The following is a 13,946-nucleotide window of genomic DNA, read 5'->3' as shown; positions in this document are numbered from 1 at the left end:
GGAGAAGACCCTGCGCAAATTGGTCAAAGATCTGATGGCGGGCAGCCGGGAGGTGCGGGAACGGGTCCGCTACCAGTTGCGCGGCTCCTACAGCCACTACTACCGGCGGATGCTGGGCCCGGTGCTGGCCGCGTTGACCTTCCAGTGCAACAACACCACCCACCGGCCGGTCATGGACGCCATCGACCTGCTTGGTGGCTATGCCAGCGTGGACGCCAAGGTGAAGGTCTATGCCCCCGAGGCGACGGTGCCGATCGAGGGTGTGGTGCCCAAGCCGTGGCAGGACGCGGTCACCGACTCTCAAGGCCGGATCGAGCGTATCCCGTACGAACTGTGTGTGCTGATCACGTTGCGCGAGGCGCTGCGCCGGCGGGAGATCTGGGTGAAGGGCGCCGGCCGCTGGCGTGATCCCGAGGAGGACCTGCCGGAGAACTTCGTCGACAACCGCGACGTGCACTACGCCGCGTTGGGCAAGCCGTTGGACGCCACGGAGTTCGTTGATGACCTGAAACGGAGGCACCGGGCCGCGCTGGACCGGTTGAACACCGCGATGGCCAAGGGCACCACTGGCGGGGTGAAGATCAAAACCAAGAAGGGGCAGCCGTGGATCAGTGTGCCCCAACTGGAGAAGCTGCCCGAGCCGACCAACCTCGCCGCGCTCAAGGCCGAGGTGCAGCGCCGGTGGGGCACGATCGATCTGCTGGACATCTTGAAGAACACCGACTTCTTCACCGACTTCACGACTGAGTTCGTGTCGGTGGCCACCCGCGAGGCCCTGCCCAGGGACGTGCTGCGGCGGCGGTTGTTGAAGTGCCTGTTCGCGCTGGGCACGAACATGGGTATCCGGCAGATGGTGGCCACCGGCGAACACGAGGAGGACGAGGGTGCGCTGCGGCGGGTGCGGGCGAGCCACATCACGCGGGAGAACCTGCGGCGGGCGATCGTAAAGGTTGTCAATGCCACGTTCGCGGCCCGCGACCCGCGCTGGTGGGGCAAGGCGACCACCACCGCCAGCGATTCCAAGCGATTCGGGTCGTGGGACTCGAATGTCATGACCCGGTTCCACGCCCGCTACGGCTGGAACGGGATCATGATCTACTGGCATGTCGAAAAGGGCCGTGTGTGTATCTACTCGCAGGTCAAAAGCTGCTCGTCGTCCGAGGTCGCGGCCATGATCGAGGGCCTTCTACGGCACTGTACCGACGCGGAGATCGAGGCGAACTACACCGACACGCATGGCGCGTCGGTGGTCGGTTTCGCGTTCACCGAATTGCTCGGTTTCCGGTTGCTGCCCCGGTTCAAGAACATCGGCTCGATCAAGCTCTACAGCCCCGGCGACAACCCTGCGACCTGGAAGAACCTGGAGAAGGTGATCGTGAACCGCCCGATCGACTGGGACAAGATCACCCAGCAGTACGACCAGATGGTGAAGTACGCGACCGCGTTGCGCCTGGGTACGGCCGAAGCCGAGCAGATGCTGCGCCGGTTCACCAAGGGCGGTGGCCCGAAAAGCCCGACCTACCTGGCGATGGAAGAACTCGGGCGGGTGGTGCGCACCATCTTCGCTTGCGACTTTCTGGCCGAGGAGGCACTACGCCGGGAGATCCATTCCGGGTTGCAGGTGGTAGAGAACTGGAACTCGGCCAACGAGGTCGTCTTCTACGGCAAGGACGGCAAGCTCACCGGCTCCGACCGCGAACACGTCGAGGTGTCCATGCTGGCGCTGCACCTGTTGCAGAGTTGCCTGGTCTACATCAATACCCTTCTGCTGCAACGGGTTTTGGACGATCCGAAGTGGGCGAAGCGGCTCACCGAGGAGGATCGCCGAGCGTTGAACGCCCTGTTCTGGACACATGTCAACCCCTATGGCCGGTTCCAGCTCGACATGGACACCCGCCTCGACCTGGACCTCACCGCGTAGACGGCCCGACGATCCCGGCGACCTCGATGGAGGGCTCAACCGGGGTTGAGTAGCAGCGGTACAGCCGTTGGCGCTAAGCCAAGATCCGCAGGTCAACGGGCGTCGTCTACGGTTCCGACTCGTGCCCGTGGAGTTTCTGACCGATGAGCAGGCGGAGTCCTACGGGACGTTCACCCAGGAGCCGACCCGCCCGGAGCTGGAGCGGTTCTTCTTCCTCGACGACGAGGACCGGCGGCTGATCGGCAAACGCCGTGGTGATCATTCGCGCCTGGGCTTTTCCCTCCAGGTCTGCACCATGCGCTACGTCGGTCTGTTCCTCCAGGACCCGCTTGCGGTGCCGTGGCCGGTGGTGGCCTACCTCGCCGAGCAACTCGGCATAGCTGACCCGTCGTGCGTGAAGAAGTACAGCGAGCGGGAAAAGACTGCTTACGAGCATGCCTGGGAGATCCAGGAGGCGTTCGGCTACCACCCCTACGAAGACCAGGAGTGGGGCCGGAAGTTCCGGACGTTCCTTTACGGCCGGGCCTGGACGCACGCCGAGGGGCCGGTGGCGTTGTTCAACCACGCGGTCGCCTGGCTGCGCCGGCACCGGGTGCTGCTGCCCGGCGTGAGCGTGCTGGCCCGACAGGTCTCCGCCGCGCGCACCGCCGCCGAGGACCGGCTGCACTCCTCGGTCGCCCGTGCCGCCTACCGGGCGGACCCGGCATTGCCACCGGCGCTGGCCGGGCTGTTGGCGGTGCCCGAGGGCGTTCGGCGCTCGGAGCTGGAGCGGCTACGGCGGCCGCCGACCCGGTCGACGGGCACTGCGATGGCCAAGGCCCTGGACCGGGTCAACGAGATCTCCGGGTTCGGGCTGGGCCGGGTGAACCTCGCGCGGGTGCCGATCAACCGGTTGGCGACGTTGGCCCGCTACGGCATGGCCAGTAAGGCCGCCGCTCTGGAACGCACCCCGGAGCCACGGCGCACGGCGTTGGTGACCGCAGTGATGCGCAACCTGGAGGCCCAGGCGATCGACGACGCGCTGGACCTGTTCGCGTTGCTCATGGCCACCCGGCTGCTATCGCCGGCCAAGCGCGCCACCGACAAGGAGCGGCTGGCGAATCTGCCGCAGCTGGAGCGGGCCTCCCGAACGCTCAAGCGGGTCTCGGGCGTGCTGGTGCGGCTGCTGGAAGACGCTGACCGTGACCAGGTCGCACTGGACCCTCCGCTGGTGTGGCAGGTGCTAGCCGAGATCGCGCCCCGAGACAAGATCACGGCGGCGATGGCGGTGGTCGACACGCTCGTGCCCGATGACGACGGGTCAGCCGAGATCGCACTGCGCAAGGCGTTGACCAGCCGATACAACACCGTGCGCCCGTTCCTGGCGCTGCTGGGCGAGTCCCCGGCGCTGGCCGCTGCTCAAGGCGGGCGGCAGATCCTGGCCGCCGTGCGGACGCTGCCGCGGTTGGCCCGCCGCAAGGGCGCGTCGAAGTCGCCGTCGGTCAAGGACATCGACGCCGATCTGGTGCCCCGCTCGTGGAAGCCAGTGGTGTTCGCCAACCCCACGCTTCCGGCGGGCGCGGTGGACCGGGACGCCTACGTGGTGTGCGTGCTGGAGCAACTACACCGCGCCCTGCTGCGCCGCGACATCTACGCCACCCCGTCCAACCGGTGGGCCGACCCACGGGCCCGGCTGCTGGACGGTCCACGGTGGGACGCTGTGCGCCCGGATGTACTGGCCGGGCTGAGCCTGGACATGCCCGTCGAACAGCACCTCGGCGAGCTGACCCGAGGACTGGACGCGGCGTGGCGGCAGATGGCCGACCGGATGGCCGAGGCCGGGCCAGACGCCAAGGTCGAGGTCGTCGTGCCGCCCGAGGGCGGCCGGGCGCGGTTAAGCGTGGACAAGCTCGGCGCGGTCGGCGAGCCGGAATCGCTGACCTGGCTGAAGAAGACGACCGCGGCGATGCTGCCGCAGATCGACTTACCGGACCTGCTGTTCGAGGTGCACTCCTGGACCGGGTTCCTCGACGCCTTCACCCACGTCTCCGAGGGCGCCTCCCGGATGGCCGGGCTGCCGATCTCACTGGTGGCGCTGCTGGTCGCCGAGGCGTGCAACATCGGCCTGACCCCGGTGATCAACCCCCACCACCCGGAGCTGACCCGCACCCGTCTGTCGCATGTGGACCAGAACTACCTGCGCGGGGACACCATCGCCGCCGCCAACGCGCTGCTGATCTCCGCGCAGGGCAAGATTCCGCTGGCCCGCTGCTGGGGCGGCGGGCATCTGGCCTCGGTGGATGGGCTGCGGTTCGTGGTTCCGGCGCGCACGATCAACGCCGCCCCGTCGCCGAAGTACTTCGGCTTCAAACGAGGCTTCACCTGGCTCAACGCGGTCAACGACCAGGTCTCGGGGATCGGCGCGATGATTGTGCCCGGCACCCCGCGCGACAGCCTGTTCATCCTCGACACCCTGCTCAACCTCGACGGCGGGGTGAAGCCCGAGATGGTGGCGACCGACCACGCCTCGTATTCCGACATGGTGTTCGGGCTGTTCAAGATGCTGGGCTACCGGTTCTCCCCGCGCCTGCGGGACCTGTCCGACCAGCGGTTCTGGCGGGCGGAGACGCCCGGCGAGAAGGACGAGAAGGACGCCAAGCCGGCCGACTACGGGCCGCTCAACGCCATCGCCCGCAACAAGATCAACCTGGACAAGGTGGTCACCTGGTGGCCGGACATGCTGCGGGTGGCCGGGTCGCTGATCACCAACCAGGTCCGGGCCTATGACCTGCTGCGTGTGTTCGGCAGGGAGGGCCGCATGTCACCGCTGGGGCAGGCGTTCGCCGAGTACGGGCGCATCGACAAGACGATGCACCTGCTTGCGCTGTGTGATCCGGTGGACGACACCTACCGGCGGCGGATGAACCGGCAGCTCACGGTGCAGGAGTCCCGGCACCGGCTGGCGCGGGAGATCTGCCACGGCAAACGGGGCCAGATCATGCAGGCCTACCGCGAGGGCCAGGAGGACCAGCTCGCCAGTCTGGGCCTCGTGGTCAACGCGGTGGTGTTGTGGACGAGCCGCTATCTGGACGCGGCGGTCGCCGAACTGGAGGCCGCCGGGCACGTCATCGACGAGGCCGACAAGGCCCGGCTTTCGCCGCTGAAGGACAAGCACGTCAACTGCCTGGGCCGGTACGCGATCATCTCCTCCCAGCCCGCGCAGGGCCTGCGTCCGCTGCGCGACCCGGCCAGCGTGGAGGAGACCGACATCGACCTCTGACCGGTGTGACGACCAGATTCGCCCCGCATCCCGAGTCCGGTTGTCAGTGTTCGGTTGCCGCCGCGAGCAGGTCGGCGGGCAGCAGTACACGCCCAGCCGACCGCGACCGGGCACCGGATGGTCGAACAGCACCTGGCCGGCCAGTACCCAATGTGAGGTTTACAGGTCTTCGGCCCAGCCGGCAGCGATGTCCTCGGGTGGGTTGGTGTACAGCTTCAGGTACCGGTCGTTGGCGTGGCCGAGGCGGCGTTCGAGTTCGGCGCGGTTGTGCCCGGAGGCGGCGGAGAGCCGGTAGGCGAAGGTGTGGCGGGCATCGTGGGGGCGCAGCACGCCGAGCTTGCGGTCCGCCCCATCGACCTCCAGGTCGTGGATGCGACCTACCTCGCCGATGACGGTGTTGATGGTGCGCGGCGACAGCCGGCCTCCGGGGCGGCGGGTCGCGATCGAGGCCGCTGCCAGGAATATCGCCAGCGAGTCCGGGTCGGTGTCGCTGGGGCGTTCGTGGTCGAGATAGTCGGCCAGGGCCAGGCGGGCGTCCAGTCCCAGGAATACCGTGCGCTGGGTGCGGCCCTTGCCTCGTACCCCTACCAGGCGGGCTTTCTTGACTCGCCGCAGCTCGACCGGGTCCCGCGGGTGCAACTGCGCGATGTCGAGGTTGACGAGTTCGGTGCGGCGCAGGCCGGTGCCAAACAGCACGTGGGTGATCGCCCTGTCCCGCAAGGGCCGGGCGTGCCGGTGCGCGCTGGGTGGGGTCGGCGCGCCTTGGTGGCGGCGGCCCTTGAGCCGGTGGAAGGTATCGAGCCGGTCGAGCACGTTCTTCATGGTGCGGACCTGCGCCTCTGACAGCGCCCGCGGCTCGGGTGCGGGCAGCGGCAGCAACTCGGCTCCTTTGGCGGGGTCGCCGTGCGGCAACAGCGCGGATTCTGCGTGGGCGGCGGTCCAGGTGAAGAACGCGGACAGGTGCGCGAGGTGGTTGTTGACCGTGGCCGGTGCCATCAGTTGCTGCCGGCCCTCGGCGAGTTGCCGGACGACGGTGGCGGCCAGGTGTTCCCGCCACAGCGTGACCTCGCGGCTGGTGACCGCCGCGATCCGGTCGTGTCCGAAGCCTTCGGCGAACCAGTCCCGGAAGCGGGCAAGATGCCGGGCGATCTTCCCGGCCACCTCGGCTGAGCGGACCCCGCGCACCGCAGCGGTCAGGTACGCCTCGATCCAGAACGCGACAGTCTCGGAACTGGTAACGGGCACGCCGAGCACGGTTAGCGTCTTTCGTGAAGCGAACTCGCGGGGATCCTGGGCGACGTTGGTCGAGGACGCGGTGGCGGACATAGCGGATTCCCTTCACAGAAGGGTCATTTCCTGAAACGATCTTCTCCAGGGTAGGTGCCAGCCGGGCCGCCGGTCCACAGCCGGGCCAGCGGCGGCCACGGCCAGCAGGGGGAAGGGGACGGGCGATGGACTTGCAGATCCGCATTGAGGGCGGGGCGGTCGACGACTACGTCGCGCTGGCCGGCTGGCTGAACGGCAACCGCGATTTCCGCGGCCGGGTCCGCCAGGAGCCCGGCCCGCCCACGGACGGGACGCTGGGCGGGGAATGGATCGAGGTGCTCACGGTCGCCGTCGGTTCCGGCGGGCTCGGCGTCGCCCTGACCAACTCGCTGAACAAATGGCTGGAGAACCGCCGTGCCGGCCTCGTCGCCAAGGTCACCGTCACCTCGAAACGCCGCACCGTGAAACTGCGCGCCCGCGACGCCAACGCCGAGGCGGTGCAGTTGCTCGGCGAGATCCTGCGTGACGCCGATGAACGGTGACCCGCGCATCCCCGACGGCTCCCGCGCGATCCTCATCGGCGTCCCCCACTACCAAGACGACAAGTACCGGTCGTACACCGCCGTCGGCAACAGCGTCGATGGCATGTACCACCTGCTGGTCGAATCGGGTCTGTGCGGGTGGCGCGAGGAACAAGTCGAAAAGATCATCAACCCCGCCAACGCCGGTCAGCTCATGGGCCGGCTACGCCAACTGGCGGCCGAGACCACCGGGGTGCTGCTGCTGTACTTCGTCGGCCACGGCCAGCCCAGCGAGCACACCGGCGAGCTGTGCCTGGCCATCGCCGACACCGACCACGCCAACCCCGATGCGACCGGCCTGGAGTACGCCAAGATCAAGAGGACGCTGCACAGCGGCACACCGGCCGCCACCAAGATCGCGATCCTGGACTGCTGCTACTCCGGGCGCGCCATCGGGCTCGGCGCCGACGACGACGCCACGCAACTAGCGGACCTCAGTGACTGCACAGGCGCCTACACCCTTACCGCCGCCGACGAGCGCGCCCACGTACCCCCCGACGACGAGGGTCACCCGCGTACCGCTTTCACCGGCGAGCTGCTGGACCTGCTGACCCGTGACGGCGTCCCCGGCGGCCCGGACGGCTTGGCACTCGGGGCGATCTTCCCGCACCTGCGGCACCGGCTGGCAGCCAAGGGCCTGCCCCGCCCCAACCAGCGCAACGACGACACCGCTGCCGCATTCGTCTTCGCCCGCAACCACGCGACACCACTACCCGGCAAGCCTCCGATGGGGGCGGACCCGGCGCCGAGCGCCAGCACGTTAGGTGGGGCAGCGCCACGCCAAAACGCTGACGTCCCGTCTCTTACCGCCAGCGAGCGCGCCGCCCGATACCGCGCCCAATTCAGGGTCGCCCCACCGACAGGGCGGCGCTCCGCCGGTACCCGACCGCCAACCGGCCCACGTGCCCGCCGACGGATCCTGGCCGCTGTGCTGACAGCGGCCGTCGTGCTGGCTGTGGCCGCGGGCTGGGTGATGTGGCCCCAGCTGGAGCGCATCCTCGGCGTCGCCCTGCCCGGCCTCACTCCCGCCGGGCAGATGACCGCCCCCACCGGCGTGGACACGGCCCTGTTCAGCCACGACGGCCGCACTCTCGCCACAGCGGGGGTCGACGGCACGGTGCTGCTGTGGGACACCGCCAGCCACCAGCGGGTCGGCCAGCCCATCGGCCCCATCGCCGCCAACTCTCGCCCAGGCATCGCATTCAGCGCCGATGACCGCACCCTGAGAACCGTCAGCTGCGACGCGGGCCAGGACCAGGACCAGGACCAGGAGAAGTGCGTCACCGCCAGACTGTGGGACACCACCAGCGGTCAGCAGACCCGAACACCCATCGTCATCACCCGGACGAATACCAGTTCGCCGCTTTGGGTGCTGAGCCCTGACGGTCGCACCCTGGCAACCGGCGATTCGACTCACTGCACCGCGTGGGATCTCGATGGCGGCCGGAAAACCGATTTGGCTGAGGATGCGAACCCTGTCGGAGAGGCGGCCGCGTTCAGCTCCGACGCCCACAGCGCCATTTGCGGGTACGTCACCACGGTTTGGGTGGCGGACACGCTCAGTGGACGCACGATCGCATCCTTCACCCTCGAACACGGCAGCACCATCGAACGCCTTGCGCTCAGCCCTGACAACCGGACCTTCGCCGTCGCCCTCAGCAATAACACCGTGCAGTTGTGGGACATCGCCTCCGGCCAGCAGACTGGCTCCAGCCTCACCGGCCTCACCAAGCCGGCGATCGCCCTCGTGATCAGCCCCAACGGGCGTGCCCTGGCCGCAGCGGGTGGCGACGGCACAGCAGTGGTGTGGGACACCGCCAGCCAACGACAGTTCGGCGACCCGCTCACCGGCGTCAACGCGATCGCCTTCAGCCCCGACGACCAGACCCTTGTCACCGGGGGCCTCGACCACGCCATCCGGCTATGGACCCTGCCCCCCAGATAGACCCAGCAGCACATCTACAAGTGACCACACCACGGTGAACTGCAAGCTGGGCTGGACTCCTCATCACCATAGTTCACCCCAGCCTGACCATCCTGGAATTTGGCCAGCCGACTATCCAGGCCGCGAACCCGGCGCCGACGCCGGTGTGATGACCCGGCTGGTGCATGGACAGGCGTCGAGGTCGACGCGGCGGTGGGCATGCCCACCCCGTGACCGGCGGCCGGGGCGGGCACAGGTACATGAGCTCGACTTTCCGCCCGTCCTTGCCGCTTTGGAGGCGACCACAGGTGGGGCCGAGAGAGACCGGCAAAGACAAGGAGGTGCTGCGGGTGCTGCGCCGAACCTTCGAGCACCACTTCCGGCCCCGGGAGATCGCCCTCCCGGAGCGCTACGCCCAGATCGCAGCCAACGCCCTGGGCGAGGCGGGCCTGCTGCCCGACTGACCGGCGGCATGTGGCGGGCGGAGAGCCTCCCCGGAGAAAGCGGCCCCGCCACGACCGGGCCCGCCGGCGGCCAGGACATGAATACATACAGCCCGCTGACCTGCGGATCTTGGCTTAGCGCCAACGGCTGTACCGCTGCTACTCAACCCCGTAGTGGCGTGGATGTGTCACCTGATGAGCTGCGGGGAACGGCTGCGAGCGTTCGTCGCTGAGCAGCAGCGCCTGGTTGAGCAAGGCGATCAGCGGGCCGACGATGCCGAGCAAGTACGGCTGGTTGCCGGCAATCGGTGCAGGCCGCCTGGGGCTACATCCGCGACGTGCTGCACGCAGTCCTCGGTGACTATTTCCCTCCCAGCCGCGAGCGAGTCGAAGTGGCCGCGCCCGACCCAGAACAGACATTGCCGCCGGATGCGGTGCGCAACCTCACCGAGGCCGACTACGCCGATTTCGCCCGTCTCAAAGGAAATGCCGCCCACCTGATGGCCGACGTGCTCTATTTGGGACAGATCGTCGTTGGGGCCAACGGCAATGACTGGCCGCACCCTGAAACCGCCCAGGTCTGCCTGCGCGCCGCTTCCCACGCTGCGGTGAACCAGCAGATGGACGACGAGCTCGGTGGCCTTCTCGGCCGCGACGACGAGCAAGGCGACGCCTGACGGCAGGACGGCCGTCAGCATCCTGGGTCCAGCCGCCGGCGGATCTCGCGGCGTTCGGCTTCTTCACGCGCGAGCGCCTGGCGGTGGATCTCGGGGTCGCGGTGGGACTCAATGGCTTCAGCCGAACCAACAGCGTCAGCAAGTGCTGCTCGTGCTGGGTTCTGCCGCGAGCCCACGTGATCTCGTCTTGTGTGGGTGTGAACGCCTCGGCCAGCTCGCGCAGCGACACCGCGCGCTTGAAGCGCGGGTAAGTCGTGCGATCGATCGACGCCAAACCCGACACTCCAACAAGATCAACTACTCGGGCCCGAAACACCTTAGCCAGGCTGCCGGTTACCGCCCAGAGTCCCCGGCCAGCGGTCACGGACGCCACTTCGCATCTGATGCGAAGATTTCGCATCCAATGGGAACGACGCGTCGTAGGTCGAGGGACGAAGTTGTCCATTGACCCTGCGAGCTGACGAACTGAGCCAAGAGCGCCCCTCGAACATCTGATTTACGTTCGCCGCGGCCCGTTTCTGGCGTATTCGGTTCCCCACCCCTTTATCAGCCTGACGCTGTGGCAATTCACGCCAGATATGACCTGCACAGGTGGCGTATTGCACTGTTCGGCAAACAGCGGTTGCCCGCGCCTGGAACACTTCGTGCAGCGCACCAGATCCGGAACGGGAAGGGCCGACGAGGCACAGCCTGTCGGCTGGCAGAGGCCGTGCGCCACAGTGAAGGGACGCTCATGGCTACCGACGAGAGCACCAGCACGCCGAACGGCGAAGTCCAGGAGGCCGAGCCGGGCACCGTTGACGACTCCGCCGGCCTTCCCGAGGGGATGGCCGCACCCTCGGCCGATGCCCGGGCGGCGGGAGCGCAGGCCCAGGAGGAGCTGAAGGCGCTCGGGATGGACGTGTGGGTCGAAACGAAGTGGTGGGGCTTCCAGGTCCACATGAACCCGGAGGCCGCCGAGCAGATCGCGGACATCGAGGAGTACGTCGCCAAGATCGTCGGTGCGGCCATTCCCAAGATCGGCAAGATCGTCGCCAAGATCATGAAGCTCCACGCCAAGGCGATCAAGTTCGCGAACAGCCTCGGGTCGTACGGCGTCAAGTGCTCGTCGCCCTGGATCGCGCCGAGCTGGCTCATCCCGACCCCCAGGAGCGCCCCGCAGCAGGACACCAACCTGTGGTGGACAGTGTTCGAGCCCTCGGTGGGATGGAACGAGGACGAGAAGTTCCCTTCCCATCACAGCGGTTCCAACCCGGCACTCGCCGAGTTCAACGGCCGCCTGTACCTGGTGCACCGCGGAAGCGGCGGCTCGGACAACCAGCTTTGGTGGGCGCTCTACGACCCGGAGACCGGGTGGGGCGAAGACCAGAGGTTCCCCGGGCACGCCAGCAGCGCCGGCCCCGCGCTCGCGGTGTTCGGCGGCAAGCTCCACTGCGTGCACAAGGGCGTCGACACCTATCTGTGGCACACCACGTTCAACGGCACTTCCTGGTCTACCGACACCAAGCTCCCCAATCACGCCAGCTCGGTCGGCCCCGCGCTCGCGGTGTTCGGCGGCAAGCTCCACCTCGTCCACCGCGGCGGCGGCACCGACAGCAATTTGTGGCACGCCACGTTCAACGGCAGCACCTGGTCCGCCGACACCAAGCTCCCCGCCCACTCCACGGCCTCCAATCCGGCGCTCGCGGTGTTCGGCGGCAAGCTCCACCTCGTCCATCGCGGCGCCAGCAGCGACACCGCCCTGTGGCACTCCACGTTCAACGGCAGCACCTGGTCTACCGACACCAAGCTCCCCTCCCACTTCAGCCTGGAGGGACCTGGCCTGGCGGTGTTCGACGGCAAGCTCTACCTCGTCCACCGCGGCTCCGGCAGCGGTGACCAGCACCTGTGGTGGAGCAGCTACAACGGCAGCAACTGGTCCCAGGACACACGGTTCCCCAACCACAACAGTGGCGCCGGCCCAGCCGTGATCGCCTACCGGGATGCCAACGGCGACCACAGCCAGCTTCTGGTCGTCCACCGTGGCTATGGCCTACGCGCCGCCGGGACCGACAGCGCCGAGGTCGAAGCCCGGATCGCCGCCGAGGAGAACGCCTCCACCAGCTGACCGCCACCACCAGCCGTCCTCCCCACAGGGCAGGCCACGTGATCGCGGCCTGCAGCACGTGATCTAGGTCACGGCTTGCCTGCACGACACGTGGCCCACTCCCGACCATCGGGAGTGGGCCACAGTGGCGTGCGGGCACCGAGTCGGACGGGATGCTTCCACGCCGGTTACGGTGAGCGTGATGGGCTAGGACGCGGCTAGGACGCGGGGTTCCGTCCGTTCTCGGCGGGCTGACGATCAGCAGGCCTGCTCAGTCGCTGTACCCGCTAGCTGCACGGCTTGGCGGCGGCCAGGTTCCGAGCCCGGCCCGGCGTACGAGGTGCTGTCAGGTGCCGCGGCTGGTCGCCTGGCGTGCGGCGCTTCGGGGGAACCGGGCCCTTGCAGGTTGTGCGAGAGCAGCTGGCTCAGCGTCTCGTCGATGTTCATCCACCGGTGTTCGTCACCGGGTGCGACCGCGTCGTATCGTGCGCGCTGGTGCTATGCAGCTTCGATCGCGGCGGCCTCGATGTCCGCGGCTTCGTCGAGCGCCTCGGTCAGGAGGGCCTTCGGGGAGGATCGGACCGGATTTTGGCGCTACGCGAGAAGGGCTTGCATTCGGTACCTAGGTACCGCAGCCAGGGGCAGGGCATGTACGTGATAATAGACCATTATCCGATAGCCTGATCCACAACGTCGATCGGCGACCAGCGGCGACGTCGCACTGCCGATGACGCGACTCGTGCACGTTATCCGGTAGGTCGATCGGGAAGGGGCGGATCATGGTGGCGACGGTGACCAAGCTGAAGACGGCACGGCGCGCAGCCGGTAGCGTCGTCGGACCGAGTGTCCGCGCCGCCATCGACGCCTTCCTCGACACCCCGAAGATCAAGGGCAACCCGAACACCCTGCGCGCCTACACCAACGTGCTCGACCGCACCGCCGATCAACTCGACGCCGACCGCGCCCTGGCTGACATCGCCGACGCGGAGATCGGTAACGCGCTCACCGAACTGTGGGGCGAGGCGAAACCGGCCACGTGGAACCGCAACCGCGCCGCAGTCGGCTCCTGGCTGGCCTGGTGCGCTGACAAGCAGAACTGGGCCAGCCCCGCACTGCCCGGCTCGGCGGAGCGGCAGCGCGAGAACAACGATGACACCAAAGCCGTCGCCCGCTCCCGGATCGATCGGCTCTGCCGGCGCCGCGACGTGCCGCTGCGCGAGAAGACGCTGTGGCGGATGCTCTACGAGTCCGCCAGCCGCGCCAACGCCGTGCTCGCCCTGAACATCGAGGACTTAGACCTGCGCAACAAACAGGCCAAGATCATTGCCAAGGGCGGCGACACGATGTGGATCACCTGGGGCACCGACACCGCGCACCTGCTGCCCCGTCTGATCGCTGGCCGCGAACATGGCCCGCTGTTCCTCTCCGAGCACCGGCCCGGTCGGCACCGCCAAGCCACCACCGACCCCAGGGACATCTGCCCGGAGACGGGCCGTGCCCGGCTCGGCTACGACCGCGCCCGCGTCCTGCTCGCCCACCACGGCAACGGGCTACGACTGCACCAGCTCCGCCACTCCTCGGCTACACACCTCGGCGATGCCAACGTCTCCGCCAACGTCATCATGGCCAAGACCGGCCACAAGAGTTTGCGCAGCGTCCAGCGTTACGTCAAACCTGGCCTCGCTGCCGTCCACGAGGCCACCGAGACATTGTCCAGCCCCCGCCGAAAGGGCTGACCAGCTACAACGCCCCAGTTGGCACCTGGCCGTAGCTTCAGGAGTTCTGGGCC

10 protein-coding genes are annotated in these 13,946 nt (G+C 68.0%); 8 read left to right on the top strand and 2 right to left on the bottom strand.

Annotation, left to right across the window (positions count from 1 at the left end; genetic code table 11):
* Window positions 1-1,921: Tn3 family transposase (locus tag ACWDKQ_RS32260; protein ID WP_450142549.1), on the top strand; the 1,921-nt coding region annotated here is incomplete at its 5' end.
* A gap of 121 nt (window positions 1,922-2,042) precedes the next feature.
* Window positions 2,043-5,180: a Tn3 family transposase gene (locus tag ACWDKQ_RS32255; RefSeq protein ID WP_450142548.1), complete on the top strand. Its 3,138-nt coding sequence runs from the start codon at window positions 2,043-2,045 to the stop codon at window positions 5,178-5,180.
* 159 nt (window positions 5,181-5,339) lie between these two features.
* Here ACWDKQ_RS32255 and ACWDKQ_RS32250 read toward each other — a convergent pair whose 3' ends face one another.
* Window positions 5,340-6,506: a tyrosine-type recombinase/integrase gene (locus ACWDKQ_RS32250; RefSeq protein ID WP_450142547.1), complete on the bottom strand. Its 1,167-nt coding sequence runs from the start codon at window positions 6,504-6,506 to the stop codon at window positions 5,340-5,342.
* Between the two features lie 125 nt (window positions 6,507-6,631).
* On the opposite strand from ACWDKQ_RS32250, the gene ACWDKQ_RS32245 reads away from it, so the two are divergent.
* The 3 genes from ACWDKQ_RS32245 (at window position 6,632) to ACWDKQ_RS32235 (ending at window position 9,415) form a co-directional block, all read left to right on the top strand.
* The gene (locus ACWDKQ_RS32245) at window positions 6,632-6,988 is read left to right on the top strand and encodes an effector-associated constant component EACC1 (protein ID WP_450142546.1); all 357 of its coding nucleotides are present in this window, start codon (window positions 6,632-6,634) and stop codon (window positions 6,986-6,988) included.
* Window positions 6,978-8,972: a caspase, EACC1-associated type gene (locus tag ACWDKQ_RS32240; RefSeq protein WP_450142545.1), complete on the top strand. Its 1,995-nt coding sequence runs from the start codon at window positions 6,978-6,980 to the stop codon at window positions 8,970-8,972. The genes ACWDKQ_RS32245 and ACWDKQ_RS32240 overlap by 11 nt, the downstream gene beginning before the upstream one ends.
* Window positions 8,973-9,259: 287 nt before the next feature.
* Window positions 9,260-9,415: a hypothetical protein gene (locus ACWDKQ_RS32235; protein ID WP_450142544.1), complete on the top strand. Its 156-nt coding sequence runs from the start codon at window positions 9,260-9,262 to the stop codon at window positions 9,413-9,415.
* A gap of 138 nt (window positions 9,416-9,553) precedes the next feature.
* Here ACWDKQ_RS32235 and ACWDKQ_RS32230 read toward each other — a convergent pair whose 3' ends face one another.
* The gene (locus ACWDKQ_RS32230; RefSeq protein ID WP_450142543.1) at window positions 9,554-9,679 is read right to left on the bottom strand and encodes a hypothetical protein; all 126 of its coding nucleotides are present in this window, start codon (window positions 9,677-9,679) and stop codon (window positions 9,554-9,556) included.
* Between the two features lie 23 nt (window positions 9,680-9,702).
* Between ACWDKQ_RS32230 and ACWDKQ_RS32225 the strand changes: the two genes are divergently transcribed.
* The 3 genes from ACWDKQ_RS32225 to ACWDKQ_RS32215 all read left to right on the top strand — a co-directional run bounded on the left by ACWDKQ_RS32225 (window position 9,703) and on the right by ACWDKQ_RS32215 (window position 13,893).
* Complete coding sequence (locus tag ACWDKQ_RS32225; protein ID WP_450142542.1) at window positions 9,703-10,071, top strand: hypothetical protein; 369 nt, start codon at window positions 9,703-9,705, stop codon at window positions 10,069-10,071.
* 733 nt (window positions 10,072-10,804) lie between these two features.
* Complete coding sequence (locus tag ACWDKQ_RS32220; protein WP_450142541.1) at window positions 10,805-12,178, top strand: hypothetical protein; 1,374 nt, start codon at window positions 10,805-10,807, stop codon at window positions 12,176-12,178.
* A gap of 770 nt (window positions 12,179-12,948) precedes the next feature.
* A complete protein-coding gene (locus tag ACWDKQ_RS32215) occupies window positions 12,949-13,893 on the top strand; it encodes a tyrosine-type recombinase/integrase (protein ID WP_450142540.1) in 945 nt (314 codons plus the stop codon).
* The last annotated feature ends 53 nt before the right edge of the window (window positions 13,894-13,946 follow it).

The sequence above is a fragment of the Saccharopolyspora sp. NPDC000995 genome, from assembly GCF_053599315.1.
The sequence above is the reverse complement of the archived record's forward strand: the minus strand, read 5'-3'. Positions and strand labels throughout refer to the sequence as shown.

Excerpts from the sequence above, each read along its gene's own strand:
- ACWDKQ_RS32220 (WP_450142541.1), top strand. The coding sequence starts at position 10,805 with ATGGCTACCGACGAGAGCACCAGCACGCCGAACGGCGAAGTCCAGGAG.
- ACWDKQ_RS32240 (WP_450142545.1), top strand. The coding sequence starts at position 6,978 with ATGAACGGTGACCCGCGCATCCCCGACGGCTCCCGCGCGATCCTCATC.
- ACWDKQ_RS32250 (WP_450142547.1), bottom strand. The coding sequence starts at position 6,506 with ATGTCCGCCACCGCGTCCTCGACCAACGTCGCCCAGGATCCCCGCGAG.
- ACWDKQ_RS32245 (WP_450142546.1), top strand. The coding sequence starts at position 6,632 with ATGGACTTGCAGATCCGCATTGAGGGCGGGGCGGTCGACGACTACGTC.